Source organism: Moraxella sp. CTOTU47724, from assembly GCF_032014955.1.
GTDB classification, from domain to species: domain Bacteria; phylum Pseudomonadota; class Gammaproteobacteria; order Pseudomonadales; family Moraxellaceae; genus Faucicola; species Faucicola tetraodonis.
In genome coordinates this window covers 35,533-56,633 of the sequence record NZ_DALZSV010000004.1, presented here as the reverse complement: position 1 = coordinate 56,633, position 21,101 = coordinate 35,533, and the positions used below count along the sequence as shown (strand labels likewise).

Annotated in this window: 18 protein-coding genes; 14 read left to right on the top strand and 4 right to left on the bottom strand. The window is 45.4% G+C overall.

The genetic code is table 11. From position 1 onward, the window contains the following. Window positions 1–378: 378 nt before the first annotated feature. Window positions 379–1,503 (top strand): N-ethylmaleimide reductase, encoded by a 1,125-nt coding sequence (gene nemA / locus RTR63_RS01865; protein WP_312522359.1) that lies wholly within the window; start codon window positions 379–381, stop codon window positions 1,501–1,503. A gap of 211 nt (window positions 1,504–1,714) precedes the next feature. On the opposite strand, the gene RTR63_RS01860 is transcribed toward nemA, so the two are convergent. Then, window positions 1,715–2,626 (bottom strand): LysO family transporter, encoded by a 912-nt coding sequence (locus RTR63_RS01860; protein WP_007115786.1) that lies wholly within the window; start codon window positions 2,624–2,626, stop codon window positions 1,715–1,717. Window positions 2,627–2,900: 274 nt separating this feature from the next. Here RTR63_RS01860 and RTR63_RS01855 point away from each other — a divergent pair, with 274 nt between their 5' ends. The 6 genes from RTR63_RS01855 to RTR63_RS01830 all read left to right on the top strand — a co-directional run bounded on the left by RTR63_RS01855 (window position 2,901) and on the right by RTR63_RS01830 (window position 8,156). Beyond that, window positions 2,901–3,974, top strand: coding sequence for a DUF475 domain-containing protein (locus RTR63_RS01855; protein ID WP_312522358.1), 1,074 nt, complete (start codon window positions 2,901–2,903; stop codon window positions 3,972–3,974). Between the two features lie 329 nt (window positions 3,975–4,303). Continuing rightward, window positions 4,304–4,879, top strand: coding sequence for a TerD family protein (locus tag RTR63_RS01850; RefSeq protein ID WP_312522357.1), 576 nt, complete (start codon window positions 4,304–4,306; stop codon window positions 4,877–4,879). Between the two features lie 159 nt (window positions 4,880–5,038). Then, window positions 5,039–5,791 carry a TIGR00266 family protein gene (locus RTR63_RS01845; protein ID WP_309575017.1) on the top strand — a complete coding sequence of 251 codons (753 nt, stop codon included), beginning with the start codon at window positions 5,039–5,041 and terminating at the stop codon, window positions 5,789–5,791. Window positions 5,792–5,882: 91 nt separating this feature from the next. Next, a complete protein-coding gene (locus tag RTR63_RS01840; RefSeq protein ID WP_007115781.1) occupies window positions 5,883–6,491 on the top strand; it encodes a TerD family protein in 609 nt (202 codons plus the stop codon). A gap of 301 nt (window positions 6,492–6,792) precedes the next feature. Next, window positions 6,793–7,884 carry a hypothetical protein gene (locus tag RTR63_RS01835; protein WP_096488447.1) on the top strand — a complete coding sequence of 364 codons (1,092 nt, stop codon included), beginning with the start codon at window positions 6,793–6,795 and terminating at the stop codon, window positions 7,882–7,884. Next, complete coding sequence (locus RTR63_RS01830; protein WP_050325438.1) at window positions 7,881–8,156, top strand: RnfH family protein; 276 nt, start codon at window positions 7,881–7,883, stop codon at window positions 8,154–8,156. Before RTR63_RS01835 ends, RTR63_RS01830 begins: the two co-directional genes overlap by 4 nt. A gap of 95 nt (window positions 8,157–8,251) precedes the next feature. Here the strand turns inward: RTR63_RS01830 and RTR63_RS01825 are convergent, their stop codons facing one another. Next, complete coding sequence (locus RTR63_RS01825; protein WP_175405691.1) at window positions 8,252–8,635, bottom strand: outer membrane protein assembly factor BamE; 384 nt, start codon at window positions 8,633–8,635, stop codon at window positions 8,252–8,254. Between the two features lie 321 nt (window positions 8,636–8,956). Here RTR63_RS01825 and fur point away from each other — a divergent pair, with 321 nt between their 5' ends. Then, window positions 8,957–9,394, top strand: a complete 438-nt coding sequence (gene fur, locus RTR63_RS01820) for a ferric iron uptake transcriptional regulator (RefSeq protein ID WP_050325439.1) — start codon at window positions 8,957–8,959, stop codon at window positions 9,392–9,394. A gap of 154 nt (window positions 9,395–9,548) precedes the next feature. Here the strand turns inward: fur and murJ are convergent, their stop codons facing one another. Then, window positions 9,549–11,135 carry a murein biosynthesis integral membrane protein MurJ gene (gene murJ, locus RTR63_RS01815; protein ID WP_312522356.1) on the bottom strand — a complete coding sequence of 529 codons (1,587 nt, stop codon included), beginning with the start codon at window positions 11,133–11,135 and terminating at the stop codon, window positions 9,549–9,551. 171 nt (window positions 11,136–11,306) lie between these two features. Further along, window positions 11,307–11,912: a 1,6-anhydro-N-acetylmuramyl-L-alanine amidase AmpD gene (gene ampD / locus RTR63_RS01810; RefSeq protein WP_409418181.1), complete on the bottom strand. Its 606-nt coding sequence runs from the start codon at window positions 11,910–11,912 to the stop codon at window positions 11,307–11,309. A 181-nt stretch (window positions 11,913–12,093) separates the two neighbouring features. On the opposite strand from ampD, the gene RTR63_RS01805 reads away from it, so the two are divergent. The 6 genes from RTR63_RS01805 to pyrE all read left to right on the top strand — a co-directional run. Further along, the gene (locus tag RTR63_RS01805; protein WP_312522353.1) at window positions 12,094–15,222 is read left to right on the top strand and encodes a DUF2339 domain-containing protein; all 3,129 of its coding nucleotides are present in this window, start codon (window positions 12,094–12,096) and stop codon (window positions 15,220–15,222) included. Between the two features lie 531 nt (window positions 15,223–15,753). Beyond that, window positions 15,754–17,433, top strand: a complete 1,680-nt coding sequence (locus RTR63_RS01800) for a DUF3999 family protein (RefSeq protein ID WP_312522352.1) — start codon at window positions 15,754–15,756, stop codon at window positions 17,431–17,433. Between the two features lie 62 nt (window positions 17,434–17,495). After that, a complete protein-coding gene (nadC, locus tag RTR63_RS01795; RefSeq protein ID WP_312522351.1) occupies window positions 17,496–18,389 on the top strand; it encodes a carboxylating nicotinate-nucleotide diphosphorylase in 894 nt (297 codons plus the stop codon). Between the two features lie 66 nt (window positions 18,390–18,455). Then, the gene (locus RTR63_RS01790; protein WP_312522350.1) at window positions 18,456–19,367 is read left to right on the top strand and encodes an NAD-dependent epimerase/dehydratase family protein; all 912 of its coding nucleotides are present in this window, start codon (window positions 18,456–18,458) and stop codon (window positions 19,365–19,367) included. 70 nt (window positions 19,368–19,437) lie between these two features. Further along, window positions 19,438–20,370, top strand: a complete 933-nt coding sequence (locus RTR63_RS01785; protein WP_312522349.1) for a hypothetical protein — start codon at window positions 19,438–19,440, stop codon at window positions 20,368–20,370. Between the two features lie 36 nt (window positions 20,371–20,406). Further along, a partial coding sequence (gene pyrE, locus RTR63_RS01780; protein WP_312522348.1) for an orotate phosphoribosyltransferase occupies window positions 20,407–21,101 on the top strand: 695 nt, incomplete at its 3' end.

The window sequence follows — 21,101 nt, the reverse complement described above, 5'->3', positions numbered from 1 at the left end:
AACATTGCCACTTGTAAAAATGCACCATGGCACTTATTAAGTAAACGTTACGCTCAAACACAGCGCTATCATAGAATAAAATAGTGAAAGCAATTGCAATAATTTGTCTAAAACTCGCAAAAGCTTTTTAAAAACAAATGATTTGTAAAACAAATGCTTGCTAAAACGTAGTCTTTGCTCAAGCTTCTAACAGCAGATTAACCTGTGAAAATTATGCTGTGACGAAGTTTGATAGCAACGTATATAAGTCTAAAATCCTTATAAACAAGGATGCTGCAACAATTTTTTTATCAAGTTTGTTATGACTTTTTGTTATAACTTGAAGCTAGCAGCGTCCAATAACTCAACGAAAGATGAATCAACAATCACGAGGAATGTATGTCTTACTCCGCTCTTCTATCACCGATTAACGTGGGCGCGATGCGCTTGCCAAACCGCGTCTTTATGGCGCCATTGACCCGTCTGCGTAGTGCTGATTTGCCAAATGGAACAAAAAATATTGGTGGCTTGCCAACGCCACTCATGGCAACCTATTATACCCAGCGCGCTAGCAGTGGATTGATTATCACAGAAGCCACGGATATCTCAGCCGATGCCAAAGGCTACGCAGGCGCGCCCGGTATTTTTAGTGACGCACAAATTGCAGGCTGGAAAATGATTGCTGATAGCGTACACCAAGCAGGCGGTCATATCGCTATGCAGCTATGGCACACGGGGCTAGTATCGCATTATAGCTTGCGCCCACAAGGTCAGCCGCCTGTATCAGCATCGACCGTGGATTTGGGTGATGCGGTACGCACCTCGTTAAAAGATGACGAAGGCAAAGTATACCGTGTGACTGCCACGCCAGCGCGTGAGATGACCACCGCAGAAATCAAACAAACCGTCGATGATTTTGCCAGCGCCGCGCGTAATGCGATTGAAGCGGGCATGGATGTTATTGAAATCCACGGTGCACATGGGTATTTGATTCATCAATTCTTGTATGAGAGCGTCAACCAACGTAGCGATGAATACGGTGGTAGCTTAGAGAACCGTATGCGCTTTTTGAAAGAAATTTTAACCGCAGTCACTAACGCCATTGGCAGTGATAAAGTGGGTATCCGTATCTCGCCACTGGGTCAATTCAATGGCGTGGATGCCGGTAGCGAAGACGATGCGTTAGCAATCATCAAACTGATTGATAGCTTTAACCTAGCCTATTTACATATTTCTGAGCCAGACTGGGCAGGTGGAAAACCCTTTACCGCAGAATTCCGTCGCCAAATTCGTGATGCTTATCACGGCGTGCTTATCGGTGCTGGTGGCTATACCGCAGAAAAAGCAGACGCGCTGATTCGTGATGGCTTAATTGATGCGGTAGCTTTTGGTCGCAGTTATATCGCAAATCCAGATTTGGTTGAGCGTTTTCACCAGAATGCGCCGCTTAATCAACCAAACCCAGCCACTTTTTATGGTGGCGATCAAGAGGGCTATACGGATTATCCTGCGTTAGCCCAATAATTGTACTAGCAAAAATAATCGTATTAGCGAATATGAAAACCCCGATTGTGTGACGACATGAGCGGGGTTTTTTATTGGGCTAATAACACAAACAAATGTTTTTTACTAAACTTATCTATCATGAAAGGTCTGCATTATGTGACAGTACGCAGTCCATATGGCGACCAACAAGTTGAGTTTTGCGCATATTAATTTAATAAGGATTGTGCTATTAGCCAAAACTTGAAAATACCACCATTAACACCGGTGAGATGATATTGACCAAAAATCCAAAGCTCATGGCAAGCGGTACCACTTCATTTCCCCCTGAGCTTTGGATGACCGGCAAGGTAAAATCCATGGTGGTCACCCCGCCTAAACCCACCGCCGTGGTTGGGTATTTGCGAATCAGCATAGGGATAAACAGTAGCGCCGTGAACTCACGTAACAAATCATTGAGCAATGCCACACTTCCCCAAACGGCGCCATACGCATCAGTCATGATAATTCCCGACAACGAATACCAGCCATAGCCAGAGGATAGCGCTAAGCCTTGGGTAAAGGTCACATCAGGCATTATCAGTGCATACACTAAACCACCGACTGCCACACTGAGACAAAAAATCACACAGGCTTGTACGCCGCGTTTATTGACCAATACCTGCCGCAACGTCATCCCCGAATGCGACAACTGAAAACCCACCAACAAAATCAGCAAAATCAACAAGCCCTTGATGATGCCATCAATCGGCAAATCCGTTATTGGCAATAATTTGCCTAGTACAAAACCCAATACCACACAGCCCAACTGAACGAGACTTCCGGTGATGCTAAAACCTGCTTGGCTATGCTCATGGGGGAGGGCACGTTGCCAAGGATGCAGCCTGTCAAATATCAGCAAACTGATAAAACCTGCCCCTAGGGTACAAATCGCCAATATCGCCACATTGGTGCCAATAAACCCAATCTGCGCCCATAAGTCAGGAATCTGCGACAACGAAAGACCAATAAAGGTTAAAATCACAAACACCAAGTTGGTCAGTAGCTTGTCTACCAGCGGCATGAATCGTTGCGGTAATGGCAGCAAAAACCCGACCACCAAGGGGGTAAGAATCAGAACAAGGGTGATAAAGTTTTCTAACATACCGCGACGCTTCCAAACAGGGTTTAAACACAGGCTAATCGCAATATTTTGCAGTCAGCGCTTGGTTTAAAAAATTAAAAGTCGCTATTGTACCCATAAATGCACCAAGTTGGCGAATATTTGCCATAATGCATGGTTTAAGCATGCAATCAATTGTTTGGTAACACATTTGTAGTATGATTGAACAAATAGTTGTGTAAGATAAGCACATCCAATCATCTTACGCGTTAGATGACTTTATTAGCCGTTAATTTTTTCAATTTGTAGGATTGTTATGAGACATTTTTATTTTGATATTGTCTTTACCACGATTGCGCTGGCAATTGCAGCGTGGTGGGGTTTTTCACATGGTGGCGTTAGCACTATGATGTCGGCGCTGTTTGTCACGCTGATTTTGGCAGTGATGGAGATTTCACTGTCGTTTGATAATGCGGTGGTCAATGCCTCGGTACTCAAAACGTGGGATAAGTTTTGGAAAATGATTTTCTTGACTGTGGGTATGCTCATCGCGGTATTTGGTATGCGTCTGGTATTTCCGATTGTCATCGTCGCGGTGACTGCGGATATGGGCATGATGGATGTCATCAACATGGCACTCAACAACCCGAAAGAATACTCGGCAAAGCTCATTGAGCACCATGCTGAGATTGCCGCATTTGGTGGTATGTTCTTGTTGCTCGTCTTTTTAAACTTCATCTTTGATGAAAAAGAAGTGATGTGGTTTGAATGGCTTGAGCGTAAATTGGCACGATTTGGCAAAGTCGATGCCATGAGCGTGTTTGTGGCATTGGCGTTATTGATGATAGCACTGTTTTGGGTAGATCCAGCGCGTAAAGCCGCGGTATTGACTGCAGGTGTGTTTGGTATTTTGATTTATCTAGCAACCAATGTGTTATCAAGCCTTTTAGAAGGCGCGGACGATGATGATGAATCAACCCCCGATGTGATTGAAGGCAAAGAAGTCGCTGGCGCGATTGCCAAAGGCGGTATCGCAGGTTTCTTGTATCTAGAAGTACTCGATGCGTCGTTTAGTTTTGATGGGGTGATTGGTGCGTTTGCCATTACCAATGACGTGATTATCATCATGCTCGGTTTGGCAATTGGTGCGATGTTTGTGCGATCCATGACCATTTTCTTGGTAGAAAAAGGCACGCTTGATGAGTTTGTTTATCTAGAGCATGGCGCGCATTATGCGATTGGCGCGTTGGCGGTCATCATGCTATTGGCAACTGTGCATATCGAAGTGCCAGAAATCGTGACGGGTTTGATTGGGATTGCCTTTATCGTATGGGCAGTGATTAACTCTATCAGTTACCGTAAACGCGAAGAAGCCTTGGCGAAACACTAAAAGACGCTAAAAGACAGGGGCTCATGCCTAACCGTAGCGGTATGTAGGATGTTGACTTGAGCTTAATATCCCTTAAGCTTTTGACACATAAATATAACAGCTTAATGTAGCCGAATGGTGGACAAATTCTACCACCAAAGGTATAGTTAAAACGTGAGTTTCGGCTCACGTTTTGTTTTTTTAGGCGATTTTTTACGGTGTTTGAGTCTTTTATTCTGGGCGCGCTTTTGTTCTAGGCACTTGTAGTCTGAGCTTGAAAGGCGCAGCGCATGACAACGGACATCGATTTTCTTATTTGATTTCAAAAATTTATTACAAAGGATAAAACAATGGCAATTAGCTTAACCAAAGGTGGTAATGTTAATTTATCAAAGGAAGCACCGAATTTAACCAACATGGCCGTTGGTCTTGGCTGGAACCCACGTGCCACTGACGGGCAAGCCTTTGACTTAGACGCGGTCGCGTTTTTGGTCAATGAATCGGGTAAAGTACGAACAGATGCAGATTTTATTTTCTTTAACAACCTAAAATCATCCGATGGCTCAGTAGAGCATACGGGTGATAACCGCACCGGTGAAGGCGATGGCGATGATGAAGTCATCAAAGTAGATTTGTCTAAAGTCCCAGCTGATGTAAGCAAAGTGGTATTTTGTGCGGTGATTTATGAGGGTCAAGCGCGTAACCAAAACTTTGGTCAAGTAGCAAACGCTTATATTCGCATCGTGAATACCCAAGGCGGCACCGAAGTGGCTCGTTATGATTTGTCAGAAGACAGCAGCACCGAGACGGCGATGATTTTCGGTGAACTTTATAAGAACAATGGCGAGTGGAAATTCCGCGCGGTTGGACAAGGTTTTGCTGGCGGTTTAGGGCCATTGGCTGCGTCATATGGCGTTGCTGTTTAGTTTTTTGGCTAAAATTTTTTAACATTTTTTTAACAATGGGGTGGCATCGGCTTGCCCCTTTTTTTCAGCCTGAGCGCTTTTTTCAGCCTAAGGACTTTTTCAAACTTAGCTACTTTTATTATCATTTTTGCCAGTTATTTTATAAGGATACATTAACCTATGGCAGCGACGTTTAGTATGATTGGGACGATTGAGCCATTTTTGCATTGTAATCTCAAAAAAGGCGATTCGATTTATTGCGAATCCAATGCCATGGTCATGATGGAGTCAAATCTTGAGCTTAAAGGTCAGATGCGTGGCGGCATCATGCAAGCTTTGATGCGCCGATTTGCCAATGACGAGTCGATTTTTCAACAGCAAATTGAAGCGGTCAATGGTGAGGGTGACTGCTTACTTGCGCCCACACTTGATGGTGATATGCAAATTTTAGACGTCGGTGCCAATCAGTATACGCTCAGTGACGGTGCCTTTGTGGCAGCGACCAATGGCGTTGATTTGCGTGCCAATATACAGCGCAATTTAGGCGGCGCTATATTTGGCGATACGGGGGGCTTTATGGTCATGCAAACGCAAGGCCAAGGTCAGCTCGTGGTATCTGGGTTTGGTTCTTTGTTTGAGATTGATGTCACGCCTGATAAAGATGTGATTATTGATAATGGTCACGTGGTATGCTGGGATAGCCGACTGCAATATAGCCTGTCAATGGCGACCAGCCAGAAAAAAGGCTTTTTGGGCAATATCATCAATTCAGTCACGAGTGGCGAAGGCATGGTACTAAAGTTCTCAGGTCAGGGCAAAGTAGTGATTTGCTCGCGCAACCGTGATACTTACCAAGGCTGGATTCAAAGTTTACTGGGGTCAAACTCAGGCGGACGCGGTGGCAATGAAGGTATTTTGGGCGGTTTGTTATAATCAATTTGTGCTAAACCGTTATTAACCTCTTAAAACATAGCTTAAAACATAGCTAGATAGAATAGTAAAAACATAAAATAAGGAAACCAACATGGCAGTGAATTTATCGAAAGGTCAAAAAATCTCGTTAGAAAAAGAAGCAGGTGGCGCACTCAGTCAAATCAAAATGGGTCTGGGTTGGGATGTCGGTGCTGCGCCGCAAAAATCAGGTGGATTTTTGGGTGGCTTGTTCGGTGGTGGTGGCAGCGCAGGCGGCAGCATTGACTTGGATGCGTCGTGTATCATGCTTGATGCCAACAAACAAATGGTGGATGCGATTTGGTTTGGACAATTGCAGTCAAAAGACAGTAGCATACAACACACAGGCGATAATCGCACTGGTGCTGGTGATGGCGATGACGAAGTGATTAATGTTAATTTATCTCGTATCCCTGACCATGTGCAAGCCTTGGTTTTTACTGTCAATAGCTTTACGGGTCAAACTTTTGCCACGGTCAATAATGCGTTTTGTCGTTTGGTGAATGCTAGTAATAACAGTGAAGTTGCCCGTTATGATTTGTCAGCCCAAGGCAGTCATACAGCGCTGATTTTGGCAAAAATTTATCGTCATAACGGTGAGTGGAAAATGCATGCCATTGGTGAAACCGCGTCAGGTCGTACCTTTCATGATTTAATGCCTGCGATTTTACCGCACGTGTAACTGCGCTTTTTGATGTTAAGCAATAATGCGCAGCCATAAAGAAAGCCCTGTGATACGCAGGGTTTTTTATTTTGACAGCTATTTTTGATAAGTTTGTGTGGATTTTGCGTTGGTGGGTTTTGCATACGGTGTGGGTTTGCTAAAATAGCGGCGATTTAGTTTTTGCAGCGTTTAATTTTAAATCACTTTCTTACAATCAGTTTTTCAAAGTCGCTTTTTTTACAGTCACTTTTTTAAAATCACTTTAGCGACTCAAACAATTTTATGATAACAACTTACCGCTACAAAGGAATCCAACACCATGCCATTTAATCGTTTACAGCCGATGTTGATAGCAAGCTTGCTGCCGCTGCTGGTTTTTACTTGGTTTAGCCGTGACTACATTGGGCAGATTGATTTTTGGTTGTTGTGGTTGGTGGCGATGACCTTGGTCGGCTTGCCATTAGTGTTTGCAGAGATTGGTTTGGCGCATCGTAGTGGTACCTCTCCGCTGGTCGGTCTGCCCATGTTGACCCGTGAAGCTGACGTGTCAACGGTTTGGCGCGGGTTTGGTTGGCTGACTATTGTGCTGCTGCTGGCGGTCGTGGGGCATTTACTGGCAAGTAGTGGCGAGATTATCCATCCGCTAGTAAGCAATATTGCTTTGCCTGCCTTGCTAGCCATCATGGTGCTGATAGTAATTGGTTTGAGTTTTATCAAGCATTTGGCAGGTTGGTTGGCGGTCGGTTTTGCTGTTGCCGCGTTGGTTGTCAATGTCATGCAGGGTGGGTTTGTGGCGTGGCAGATGACAGCCACGTCCTTGACGGAGTGGGCAGGGGCGGTCGTGTTGGCGCTAGTCTGTGTTGGCGCAGGTACAGGACTATACTGGCATGCGCGCACCCACCAAATGCTCACAATGAGCAACACGGCTGCCGATGACGCACGCGAATCCGCGAGTCGCTATGTATTACCGGTGTGGAGTTTTCAGTTATTAGCGGGTGCGCTGATTGCCATAACTTTATCGCCAAACAGCGCGATGGCGGCAGTGCTGAATGCATTGGCGATGCTGGCAGGGGCAGCGTATTTACTGCATATCTTGACCCATCAAGTGTCACTACGCTTGCAACAACAGCAATTTAATTTTTTGGCATTGGTGGTATTGGCAGTGCTTAGTCTTGCGCTAGCCATGGTACCAACTGCTTGGCTCAATCAGCTGATTATCGTGATAAGTTTAGTCACGGCGGTATGGCTAGCCGTATTTGCAGGCTGGCAAATGAAAATCAGCCATTTGCGCAAATCATTGAATTTTAGCTCAGAAGGCTTATATAACCTTTGGCGCATTGCGGTGCGTATTATTGTGCCATTGGCGGTGATTTTGGCGATGGTGGGGTGGGTGCTAGGATTGGCAAAATGATTACTGTAGATATAGCCTTTGCGCCCGATAGCCAAACACAATTGCGGTTAACCCTGCAACTTGCCGATAATAGCCGGGTGATTGATGCAGTCAATGCCACAGGCTGGCAACAGCAGTATCCGCAGATTTTTAGCTATAGTGTCGGTGTGTTTTCCCATAAACTAGACTGGCAAAGTGCTATCAACACAGGCGATAGAATCGAAATCTATCGCCCTTTGACCATCGACCCGCAAAACAAACGCAAATTACTGTCTAAAAAATTTAACCGATAAAGGTGTGACCCAGTATTCCAGTATTATTGTGTAGCGCACAAAAAAAGCCAATCACAGCATCACGGCTATGATTGGCTTTTTTTAGTCAAAAAAGCTTACTGAGTTACCGCTGGGCGCTCAATGCTGGTGACAATACCATTTTGGTCAAAATAAATTTTGGCGTATTGTTGGGCGTTATGAATCGCCGGCTTGTTGGCGCGTTTGGCGTTAGTACCTGGCGTAAAATCATACAGGTAATCCCAACGTACCGGATTTAGGGTGTCTCTAAAGGTTGGGCTACCTAATATATATAGCACTTGATTGGCATTCATACCCACTTGCACTTGGCTTAATTTGTCTTCATGAATCGGCTTGCCTTGTGGGATATCGATTTTGTACACGCTAAACCATGAGCAACCTGGTAATACGGTGACGCTGCTAATTACGGCAACCAAAGGCAGGACTGCCAGTTTTTTTGATAGTGTTGTGATAGATGTCATTTGTCAAACCGCTTTGAGATGGTGAACGATAAAATTTACGACTTATCATACGTGATTTGGGTTTTTTTGCCTACCTATTGACCGCAAAATTTAAATTATTTTACATACAGTTAATGTTTGGGTGTAAAACGCCGCGGTGGTTTGGTATTTGGCGTTCTGGTGGTTGGCGTACTTTGTCTTTAGCCTGCATTCGCCCTTTATTTGTCAACGGGCGCTTTTGCCAGTGATGTCACGTTTTTTTACTGTGGGATTTTATCGAATTTGTTATTATAGTTATAATTTTTAGTTTATAAGCGACACCTGATAGGTGCGAGGATTTTTATGTCGTCTTTTACCAACCAAGATTTGCGTCGTGCCGGTTTGAAAGTCACGTTACCGCGTTTGAAAATTTTAGAATTGCTAGAAAAAGCCGAATCCCATCATATGAGCGCAGAAGATGTGTATAAAGCCTTGATGGAGCACGGCGAAGACGTGGGGCTTGCGACTGTTTACCGTGTGCTAACCCAGTTTGAACAAGCGGGAATTGTCGAGCGTCACAATTTTGAAAACAACTTGTCAGTGTTTGAAATCGCCAAAGATGAGCACCATGACCACTTGGTATGTGACCAATGCGGCAAAATCATTGAATTTCACAATGAAGAAATCGAAGCGCTGCAAGAAAAAGTCGCCAAAGACTTTGGCTTTACCCTAGCAGGGCACTCGCTGGTACTATATGGAATTTGTGATAATAAAGACTGCCAAAATTCGATAAAGCGCTAATGTCTTGGTGGGTTGATGCCTGAATCGGTTAAAAAATCTCACGTGCAAAAATCACTCACAAAAATTAATTAAAAACTTCAGTTAAAAAAAGCGGCTAGATAAATTTTATTTAGCCGCTTTTTTCGTCCGTTGTCCGTTGTTTATTTTCTATTATTTATTGAACGCTATGATGCGGTTTTAATTCTGATAGCTTAAAGCCAGTGATTAATAGCGCTGCGCCATACACCACAGCGCCCACCACACACAACGCCAATAGCGCAATAATACGAACACCTTGATGCGCAGTAACGGGGAAAAAATGAATACCAGCGGCAAGTGCCAACCCCATTGCCCCATTTGCCATGGCAAAGATAACCGCTAATCGTCGCCAAGCCGCACCAAACCGATAAATACCCTGGGTATGTAAATAAAAATATAACAGCGCCGCATTGATAAAAGACGCCAGTGTATTGGCAAGTCCTAGCCCGGCATGGGGCGCGATTTGCCACTTTTTAAATAACTCAGCCAGTATTAGGCTTAGCACGACATTGGCAATCACGCTAATCACACCGACTTTGACAGGGGTGCGACTGTCATGACGGGCAAAAAAAGCCGGGGCAAATATTTTAATGAGCATAAATGCCAAAATCCCACCTGATAAGCACTGTAGCGCAAGCCCACTCATCATGGCATCTTGCCGCACAAACTCTCCATGTTCAAACAGGGATATCATAAACACATTACTAATCATGCCAAGCGCGATGGATGCAGGTACGCCGACCAACACCGTCAATCGCGTCGCCCAATCTAGGGTGTGTCCAAATTGTTGATGGTCATCGCTTGCGATACTTTTGGATAGACTGGGCAAAATCACCGTGCCAATCGCCACCCCAATCAGACCTAGCGGCAACTCACTCATCCGCTCGGCGGTATACAGCCAAGAGACCGAGCCATCAACCATGGTTGAAGCCAGTACCGTGTTGACCAGCATATTGATTTGGGTAACCGATACCCCAAACAGCGCAGGGAGCATGAGTTTTAAAATCCGTCGCACGCCAGGATGACGAAAGCTAACCTTTGGCATCACGAGCAGCTGATGGCTATGCAATTGCGGCAATTGAATCAATAGCTGCAGCAAACCTGCCACTGCAACTGCATAACCGACCGCCAAAATTGGCTTGGCAAGCAGCGGCGCTACCCAAATCGCGCCCACAATCATACACACATTTAAAATCACCGGTGCAAAGGCAGGCAAGGCAAACCGCCCCACGCTTTGCAAAATACTACTAGCAAAGGCGGTCATGGCGATAAATAACAAATAAGGAAAAGTGATACGAAGCATCTCAACTGCGGTTGTAAATTTGCTAGGCTCATGCAGATAACCGACCGCAAACACAGCAATCACAGCAGGCGCAAAGATGACTATCACGGCGGTTAAGCCTGATAAAATCAACAATAACGTACCTGCCACCCGACTGATAAGAATTTGAATGCCGAGCAAGGCTTTTTTGCTATCGGTCGTGTCGTTATCTTGGGCTTGGTGTTGATAATCGGATAGTACAGGGACAAAAGCTTGGGCAAAAGCGCCTTCAGCGAACAGCCGCCGCAAAAAATTGGGCAATTTGAAGGCCACCAAAAACGCATCCATCATGCCGCCCGTACCAAACACGCTCATCAATACCATGTCGCGTATCATCCCCAAGATGCGTGACAACATGGTAAAAAAGCTAATAATCGCGGTGGATTTGATAAGTTTTGACATGAAAGAATCGCTACAAGTTTTGCCGAGAAATGGGTGTAATGATGGGATTTTTTAGTTTGATTGGGGTGCTGTTATTTTGCAAAAATGTTATCTTTCAAAATCGTTATTTTACAAAATCGTTATCCTAAAAAATTGCCATACAATAAATTTTCGAAAGTCATCTAACGGCATTTAATGGTTGATTTCACTTTTATTGACCATGTTTCTATTGACCATGTTTCTTAATTTCACCCAATCAAAATGCAGCCCCGGGTCGGATTTGCGACCGCGCGCGATATCGCTGTGACCGGCTAGATGATTGATGGTTTTGGGATAAGCTTGATAAATCGCGGCAATCACGTCACTTAAAGCTTGGTATTGCCTGTCATCAAACTCGCTATAATCATCACCTTCTAGCTCAATCCCAATCGAATAGTCATTGCAGTTTGGCACGCCCAAATAACTAGATTTGCCAGCATGCCAAGCACGCTCATCAAAGCTCACAAACTGCGTGACGCTGCCATCACGCTCAATAAACAAATGCGCGGAGACCTGCTGCTGATAGATGGTTGCAAAATACGGATGGGCTTTGGGGTCTAACTGATTTTGGAAAAATGCACGAACAAAATGCTCGCCTTGGTCATTTTTTAGACCAAATTCACTGGGCGGCAAGCTGATGTTATGAATCACAATCAGATGAATATCGTTAGGGTTGGGGCGTTGTCCAAAATTCGGTGACGCCACAAACTCGCATGGGCTTAATAAACCCTGCTCAATGCTAAATCCCGACATAACCATACCCCGCCCAATCATCAAAATGGTGTTTAAAATAGTTGGTAAAACGCTACTCAATGCTGTGGCTAATTTAGCATAAAATTGGTCTTATCTTCACCTTAACCGAAAGACACAGTTAAAAAAAAGCAATTTTGCAAAAAAATGGTATGCTATCGCTAAGCTGACAACAAGGGTAGGACATCTGATGGATACGATTATAGCGGCGTTGATACTGGCAGTGGTGGGAGCGCTTTATAAAATTTTTGTCCAACAAAAAGCAATTACCCGACTTGAATCCAAGCTCGACAACCTGCAAAAACAACTCGCTGACGTCATGGCAACCGTGTATATCCTTAGCAGCGAGGCAAAGCCATCATCTACGCAGCAATCGGCAAGCGATATTCGCCAAAATCAGCCTGTCACTGAACCTGTTACTGACCCCATCACGCAGCCCATCAGTCAAGCTCCCGTCTCAGCGCCCCTCCCAGCGGCTGAATCTTTGCCAATGGCGAATACGCTTGACGCGGTTAGTTCAGCTCCGTCAACGGCAACACAGCCGTCAGTGAATGACGCAGCCCAACCGCATAAACCTAGCGTATCACAGCCATCATCTCCTTCTTTAAAAAATGATGAAAGCGCTACCAATATTGTGACATCGCTTTGGGCAAGTGCCACCCAATGGTTTTTTGGGGAGAACTTGGTGGTGCGTGTCGGGGCACTGGTGTTGCTAGTGGGCGTGGTGCTATTACTCAAACTTGCCAGCCAATATATTGAGGTATCGATGCCCGTGCGCATGGCGCTGGTAGCGTTAGGTGGCTTGGTGATAACGGCAGTCGGCTATCGCACTACTGCCAAAAAACGCAGTTATGGGTTGACTTTGCAAGGCGTCGGCTTTGCGGTGATTTATTTGACGGTGTTTGCGAGTTTTAAATTGTATGGACTACTACCATCAACCTTAACCTTCGGCGTGCTTGCATTACTGGCAGGGTTAACAGTGATGTTTTCGGTGTGGCAAAATGCGCTGCCGCTTGCGGTCTTGGCATTCGGTGGGGCGTTTTTTGCGCCGATACTGGTCAGCCGACCTGACGGTAGTGTGGTGATGTTATTTAGTTATTATTTATTACTCAATATAGCGGTTGCGGTGATTGCCCATTATCGCACTTGGAAATTGCTCAATGCGCTCAGCCTAGCAGTGACCTTTGGGCTTGCTTATGTGTGGGGATTTCGTGCATTTAGTGCCAATAGTGCAGGCTGGCTGTCATTACGCTGGCAACTGCTGGGGTTATTGGTTGGGCACATGGCGCTGTATTTGTTTATTGCAGTTAGATACTCTCAGCAGGTCGTGAGCTATAACCAAACGCTGCTACAAATGAACAGGGGGTTAGCCAAACGCCCGATTCTATCGATAGATTCAGGCTTGTTGTTTGGTACAGCGTTACTAGGGTTTGGGCTGATGGCAAGCTTGCTCAATGATTTGCCTTATCATCTGGCCTTTGCGAGCAGTGCGTTATCGGCTATTTATTTGAATTTAGGACTGTGGCTGCTCAAACATCATCGCCGTAGCATCGCAGGCGACCCACAAGCCAACAACCAATTTGATAACAGCTTTGAGCTACTTATTGAAGCCAGCCTTGCACTCGGCTGTGGGTTTTTGGCTTTGGTGATACCACTGGCGCTATCAGCCAAATGGATTAGTATCGGTTGGGCAGTGCAAGGTGCTGCATTGGTGTGGCTCGGTGCGCGTACCCAAAGACGCTGGACGGTATATTTTGGGTTGGCATTGCAAGGCTTTAGTATCGTGTTATTGGTGGGCTTTGATACCCTCATGCGACATTGGTATGGGCTACTGGATCAATTATCTATTCCCCACCAAATGTCTATAGTGGCTGCTTCATCCACCTTGCCACTGACCGTATTGACAGCGTGTGTGCTGCTGTCTGCTTTTATTTTGCGTCATGGTAGGGGCAATATCGCGGCAGCCACACCCCAAACGGCAGCCACACTCCAAGCTAAAGCCCAGCCTCAAACTCAGCCTCAAACTCAACCTGAGGCAGTCAAAACGACGTATAAACGGGTTCAACAAATTGCTGATAATGCCAGTCACAGCTTTGTTGCCACCGCGCTTGTGGTTGTTGGGTTTGTGCTGTATCTGTCGGCGATTTTATCCGCTGCCCCCTTTTGGAACAACGATGGCAAAACCACCACTATCAAACTTGCCGTGGCTATGGCGGTATTTTTAATTGTGGGACAACTGATGCATCAGCGTTTTGTTTGGCGCAGTATGCGTAAGGTGAGCCGCTTGATTTTACCGTTTGCAATGATAAGTTGGGTGCTAGTCTGTCTCACCCATGTTAAGGTCGAGACGGTTGTAGACCTAAACGATTATCACATCAAAGCATTTAGCGGGTTGGGGCGTTATTTGCTCGCTATGCTCGGCTGTTTAGCCATCGCAAAATTGCTAGGCGCGTGGCTGCTTAGTCGCTGGTACCGCGACCGACTCGATACAAGATTTGACGCGCTCGTTTGGTTTTTGGTACTGATTGCCATGCTAACTTGGATGCTGCAACAAGTGCCATTTAACTATTGGCAGCATGCCCAAGAGCTTCGAGCCATTATCACTATTTTACCGACCGTGCTGGCTGTGCTGGGGCTGATGAGTTTGTTGTTGCTGCCAAAACTTCAGGCGATTGGTGGTCGTTTGCTTGGTTGGTTAGAGGTTGATTGGCTACTTAAACACAGTGCTTATATTTTGCTACCGATGACCTTTATTTGGAGTTTGTCTGCCAATTTCTCGTTAGACGGTCAGCTATTGGGCGTTTATCTGCCCCTGCTCAATCCGCTGGATTTGACCTTAATCAGCATTTTACTGTACCAATCTTATGTGGCACTCAAAGTTGATAGCAACTATCGTACTATCGTTTTGGTGGTTTGCGGTCTAGGGGCATTTTTGACGGTCAGCAGTATGTTGGTGCGTGGGTTTGCCAGCGTTTGGGGCACACCGACGTGGGAAAATGGTGCTTGGTCAGTCAGTATGGTACAGACGGGGCTGACTATCTTATGGACCGTCATTGCGATGGTATTGATGTTCTTGGCAAACAAAAAAGCCATTCGCTTGGTATGGTTTGCCGGTATCGCATTATTAACCATGGTGGTTGCCAAGTTGGTATTGATTGATATGTCTAATACCAGTGCGGTACTGCGTGTGGTGTCTTTTATCGGGGCAGGCTTGTTGATGCTAGTCATTGGTTATCTTGCACCCTTACCGCCCAAAGTAGGTAAACCCAAATCAGATAAACTTAAGCTAGACAAACCCAATGCAGACAAAAAAAGCTAGGTAAACCCCTGCTAAAGCTCGTGAATAACGTAGATTATTTTGCGTATTTACGGCAGGCGGGATTAGCTAAATGCACAAAGACTTGCTGCCTAATTGTCTTTAAATTGTAACATCTGGCTGGAATTTATCCAAAATATCGGTTCTCTTGTTAGTGGTTTGTAGCACGGTATAGAAGTTTTGAGTGGGTATTGTTAATATCCTTATAGGGCAAAGTTTTATGTTAACCAAATTATAAATCTAATTACTATCAATAAGTTAGAATGCTATTTATTATTTTCTAACATAAAAATTTAAGGTTGATACTGTCTAATGATGCTAACCATGTGATGTTAGGATTTCCAAATTTTTAGATTAGTTATGACTGACGGCTTTATGTCGATAACCCAAACACACGCTACGCTGTTTTTTGGTTAAGTCTAATTGGTCTGAGTTTTTGTCAATGTCAATCGAAATTGTTTAGCTTGTAAAGCCATATCAATTATATAGGAGCTATGAATTCTATAGTAACTATAAATTAAAAATGAAGTAAAAATGAAAAAAAATAAGCACTGTCACGTGAGATTAGCCAAACACCGCGCCTGTATTTTATCGGCAACTTTAGTTTCGCCGCTATTGTTAGTAGCTATCATTTACACGCAAGCAGATGCCCAAAACCCTACGCAAACGGCATCCGTCACTGTTGCCTCGCAAAAAGCCACCACGACCACGGTAGCGCCCGCCATCGTTGACAAGTCAGAGCAAGCGCATGACACTGACAATATCAGCTATGGCTTTGAGGCATTGCAAAATAGCTTTGCAATCGACATTGATTTACCGGGAGAAAATCAAGCGGACAACCCCAACAGCGCCCAACTGGTAAAATTTTCGTCGTTAACGCCCAGTTTGTTAGCTTTAATCATGCAGCAAAATGGCGTAAGTATTAGTGATAAACAAAATTATCGCTTGATTGATGCCAAAGGTCATATTATGCCGATGGCGATTCGCCCTGTCAGCAAACAATCATCCGTCAATCAAGTATTGCAAGTAGTTAGCGTAGAGACCGATAACCCCAATGCGGTGGAAAAATTACGCCATGCGTTGACCGTACAGCTTGATAACCCAGACAACCAACAATCAATTAATATTGACCTTAGCAATTTACCTTCAAACCCAGTTGCCGCTGTTACCAATAACCCGGTCAGAACTTGGTGGTTAACCAATCCCAACTTTGCCAAAAACCAATCTAATTTATCAACCGAGCAAGCAGTCAATCTTTGGCTAAAATTTTTACCCGTGAATTCAGCCCAGCCCAGCAAGCGCCCACTGCAACTGCAAATTTATGGCAGTGATGACTTACAAAGCTGGCAGATGGTCAGCCAAACGGTGGTCAGCCCCTTTAGCCCTAGCCAACGTGGTCAACCTAGCCAGCCTGCCCAACATAGCCAAATGGTAGCGCCGCAAGCTGACGGTACTAATCAGCCGATAGCGACAGGCAATGCTATTGCCATCGAGCCGCAGCAAGCCAATTATCGGTATTGGCAAGTGGTGGCAAATCAGCCTATCAATCTTGAGGCAGCCAGTTTAAATCGCATGGTGAGTGAGGCAAGTTTCTTCTTGACCCGCGCCAGTTTTTCAAAAGTCAAAGATGACACCAACCAATGGCGGCTTAGCCTTGCTCAGCCTATGTTGACCACAGGGGTGAGTTTTTTTGTCCCCGAAAATCAGCTGTGGCAAGTGAGCATCAAGGTACCTGAGCAAGAAGCCAATCAATTGGCTAAAATCAACAAAACCGCTAATGTAAGTAATGATAAAATTTTAGCCAATTCACAAATTGATAAAAACCATACCACGGTCAGTTGGCAACCGACGTTGACCAAATCGCTGCAATTGGGCGGTCAAATGCAGCAAGATGATTTGCCGGTCAATCTGTTAACGCCCATGTATGAGATGTATTTTTTAGCACAAGGCACAGCGCCTTATCGACTGGTGATTAACGAGCCACGCGTATTACAACAACCCAATATCACGCTATCCAACCAACAACTTACCAGCCTCGGCAACACCGTTGAAGGACAAATGCAAAATATCGAGGCATTGAACAACCCCAACGCGTCGTTTGAACGCTACAAAACATGGGCACTATGGGGTGTACTCGCCGCAATTATAGCGGCTTTGGCGTTGATTGCCCTGCGTTTATATCAACAAACTACTACCCAAGCCCCCAAAGAATAGGCGATAATACAATCGAACATACTTCATCGAAAATGCCCCATCGACAATAAGGGATTATTTGCATGTCTGCTGCTAGCCCAACCATTAGTGACACCTCGGTCACCACCCCGCACATCAGCTCACTACTACGTATTGAAATCGCCAAACAAGTCGCACTTGCGCTGCAAGAAGACATCGCCACTGGGGATATTAATGCCCAATTAATACCCGAAACACAGCGCGATACGGCAACCATTATTTGTCGTGAACCGATGGTAGTCGCGGGCAAGGCATGGGTGGATGAAGTATTTCGCCAGCTTGACCCCAATATGCAGCTTGATTGGGCAGTCAAAGATGGTGACGCTGTGGCAGCCAATCAAGTTTTGGTGACGCTCATCGGTAACACCCGGGCGCTACTGACGGGTGAGCGTACCGCGCTCAATTTTTTACAGACTTTATCATCTACTGCCACTGTGGTTGCCAACCATGTGGCGGTCATCGCAGAACTACCGACCAAATTGTTAGACACCCGTAAAACCCTCCCAATGCTACGCCATGCGCAAAAATACGCCATGCTGTGTGGCGGCGGCAATAATCACCGTATCGGGCTATACGATGCCTTTTTAATAAAAGAAAACCACATCATGGCGTGTGGCGGTATCGCCCAAGCAGTCAGTCAGGCGCGTCAGATTGCCAATAAGCCAGTGGAAGTTGAAGTGGAAAATTTTGATGAGTTGCATCAAGCCATCGCTGCCAATGCTGATATCGTGATGCTCGATAATTTTACCATTGAAGATACCCAAAAAGCGGTCGAGCTGGTTGCTAGTCTTGGCAAGCCTTGCCAGCTTGAAGCTTCAGGTGATATTAGCCTTACCAATCTACGCCAAGTGGCAGAAACAGGGGTGGATTTTATCTCAATGGGTGCGTTGACGAAGCATATCAAAGCCATTGATTTATCGATGCGTTTTCAACAATAAATCGGTTAAAAATACATCGATTAAAAATAGTCGGCTTTTTTAATGCCATTCACGATAGGTCATAGCATGATGCAAACCATTTTAATGATTGGACTGGGCAAAATTGGTTTACCAGTTGCTAAGCAATTAGCGCTGCAGGGGCATTGCGTGATTGGTGTTAGCCGCTCCACGCCGACAGATTTGGTTTTCTGCAGCCCCAGAACACCCAAGCTACCGCCCGATAATGACCATCTATATCAGGAAAATCTACATTTTGTTGCCAGTGATGCGCGCACGTTAGACGTTGCGCAGCTAAGTCAATGGACCAGCCAAATTAGCCAAATCTGTATCATTGTCAGTCCAGATACCCTGTCGCTACAAGGCTACCGTGACAGTTATTATGCGATTGCCGAGCATGTGGTGCGATTGGGTGACCATCTGCCAAACCTCAAACGTGTGGTATTTATTTCTTCGACAGGCGTTTACGGACAAAACGCGGGCGAAATCATTGATATCGATACCCCTGTGTTCGCGCCAGCGAGCGCCACTTCTCAAGTGATTTTGCAAACTGAGCAGTTGTTGCAGCAGCACTTTGAAGATAAGAGCGTCATCATTCGCCCAAGTGGGATTTATGGGCAGTCACGGCTACGTCTACTGACCATGGCAAGACAGTTAGCAGCGCAGTCGACAAATACGGCGAGCGATTATCCGAGTAACACATGGACTAATCGTATTATGGATACAGATTTAGTCAGCATCATTGTCACTGTCATCAATGCGGGTCAAACCGTGCCAGTTTACTTGGCGACAGATAACGCGCCAGTCCCGCTCTATACTGTGCTAAACTATTTGGCGACTGCACAGGGCTTGAGCTTATCGCTGCCCTGTATGGAGCCAACAACGGGCAAACGCATTATCACTAACTTGCCAGCTACTTGGCTCAACTACCCAGATTGGCAGTCAGGCTATCAGTATATTTTGTCGAGTTTAGGCGAATAGTGATGGGTGGTGGGTTTCAACAAAAATTTTTCAGCATTTACCTATCAGTGATTTTATAGCCGTGTATGCCATGACTTATTCCAACACCGAGCGCCACGCCGCAAAAAACCAAGTTGTTAAAGACAAACACCAGCTACGCCATCCCAATGTGATGACAGAAACAGAAAGATTGGCTTTACCCGATCCTTGTCGCCCGATTGATAAGCGCGTCATACCTGCGCGTCATACCATTGACGTCTATATGCAAAAACCGCTTTCATTGCCAGTGGCGGATACCAACAACATCACCGCTAGTGTAAAAGACGTTGCCAAGCCATACCGAATGAAGGGCAGCACAACAAAAACCCTTAAAAAAATTCCGCAAAGTCATCAATCTGACATGCTAGAGCAGTTACTATCTGAGCAAAGCATTGAGATGCGGCACTTTATCCAGCAGCAGCAACAGCAGGCAAATAGCAGCCAAAGCAAACACCCATCATTGCATTTACCGCTGTCTTTGTTGCCGCAGCTCGTCAATGACAGCAGTGTTTCACTGATGAAAGAGGTGATGGGTCAATACCCACATTTAGCGAGTATGAATACGCTTACAACATCCTTGTCACAGCAGACAGTGCAAAATCTCTGCGCACATCAAGCCAACGATGCCCCCAGCACACAGTCTGACGCCACCTATAACCAAGCGCTACTTAATATCGAAACCAAACTGTATCTGATGGGACAAATGTACCATATTATGCTTTGTGTGTTTTTGCTATGCCAATGCAAATCACGCAAATCACTCAACCCACAAATCACCTTGCAAGACTTGGCTGATGCTATCAATCAATACATCGAGGCGCATCGCACCCAATTGCATTTTTTGACCCGGCATAACGATTTATATATCGAGCCGACGCATGTTGAGCTCGCTGCCCTTGCCATGGATTGGCAAGTGGGTAAGCAAACAGCCATCAGCAAACGTACTATTACCATTAGCTCGCAAAACCCAATCACAGGCGGCTAATATTATTTTTTAACTTGTTCTTTTTTGGAGTGGCGTATGTCGCAATTATCTCAGGACCAATCATCTCAAGCCCAATCATCTCATTCACCACAGTTTATTCCCCAGCATTTTATTGAGGTGGCACTCAAAAACAATGTATTAAAATTTGGCGAATTTACCCTAAAATCAGGTCGTATAAGTCCGTATTTTTTTAATGCAGGTTTGTTATCAACAGGTGAGCTATTGTCGGTGTTGGCAAATGGGTATGCGGATGCCCTTGCCAAGCAGCTACAATCTACCGAAAGTAGCGATTTGGTGATTTTTGGGGCAGCATATAAAGGTATTCCGTTTGTGGCGGCGACCGCGCAAGCACTGTGGAACAATCACCAAATCAATGCCGATTGGGGCTACAACCGCAAAGAAGCCAAAGACCACGGGGAAGGCGGTATGCTGGTTGGAGCCGATCTCAAAGGCAAATCGGTTTGGGTGATTGATGATGTGATGACCGCAGGTACGGCGATGCGCGAAGTCGTTGCGCTATTAGAAAAATCAGAGGCCAAAGTCGCGGGGATTATCGTTGCGCTAGATCGTAAAGAAAAAGGTCAAAGCGAACAATCTGCCATTCAAGAATTGGCGCAAAGCCTCAATGTACCGGTACTTGCCTTGGTCACGATGGATGACATTACCGAGTATGTCGCCAAAAATGGCACGCAGGAGGAACTTGCCAAAATGCAAGCTTACCGCGAGCAATA